1 protein-coding gene is annotated in these 978 nt (G+C 63.3%); it reads right to left on the reverse strand.

Translation table 11 applies throughout. From position 1 onward, the window contains the following. Positions 1-24: 24 nt before the first annotated feature. Positions 25-921: an IS982 family transposase gene (locus ACSIH6_RS39330; RefSeq protein ID WP_435113976.1), complete on the reverse strand. Its 897-nt coding sequence runs from the start codon at positions 919-921 to the stop codon at positions 25-27. Between the last annotated feature and the right edge of the window lie 57 nt (positions 922-978).

Here is a 978-nt window from a genome sequence, read left to right on the forward strand (position 1 = left end):
CTAGACGAGTCTTTCCGAATACGTTCAGTGGTCAAAGGCGGTCAGTGAACGGCTGACCGCCTGCTCGGTCTGGAAGTTGTGCCAGAGTGCGGCAGAGAGCGCGAACACTCGCTGAGCCACCCGCACGCTGACGCCCTCGACGGTGCGCCCGCCGTGTTGTTCCAGGTCGAGCTGGCCCTTGAAGGTGTCGTTGACCGACTCGATCAACTGACGCACCTTCTTGAGCATGGGCTCGCCGGGACGCAGGGCTTCCTTCTTGCGGGAGGGTCGCAGCAGGGTGACGCCCTGTTCGGACAGTGACCGTTCGAAGGACTGGGAAGCGAAACCCTTGTCGGTGATCAGCAGTAGCCCCTTCCGGTCGGCCACCAGTTCGGCGTCGACCTCCAACATCGCGGCCAACACCTCGCGTTCGCCGATCTTGGGATCGGCCAGGGCCCACAGGATCGGCATCCCCGCCGGGGTGCAGGCCAGGTACAGCCGTAGCCCCCAAAACAGCCGGGAGTGTGACGCGCAGTAGCCGTAGTTGGCCCAGCCCGCCAGTTGGGAGCGTTGTTGGGTGGGTCGTGAGGTCCCGCAGGGGACTGGGGTGGAGTCGGCGATCCATACGGTGTCGTTCCAGAAGTCGGTGTCGGCGGCCAGGACCCTGATCCACCGTTTGATCTGGGGCAACGCGGCACGCAGCCGTTTGTTGTATCCGGGGTCCTTGGGGATGTGGGGGAAGGCCTCGGAGAGGTGTTTGCGGGCGTAGCGCAGCCATCTGGCTTCGCTGTGGTAGCCGAGTAGGGCCTGCATGACGGCCATGCACAATAGCTCTGAGTGGCTGAGTTTTGGAGGGCGACCGGGAAGACGTGCCAGGCCGGCCCGGTCGTCGTCGATCTTGACGTAGAGTTCGGTCACGAGGGTGTCTATATCTTGGGTCACACCAGATCATGGACACCCTCTCTTCGTGCGCGCAGGCATTTGGAAAGACTCGTCTAG

Source organism: Nocardiopsis synnemataformans (genome assembly GCF_965343085.1).
Lineage (GTDB): Bacteria > Actinomycetota > Actinomycetes > Streptosporangiales > Streptosporangiaceae > Nocardiopsis > Nocardiopsis alborubida.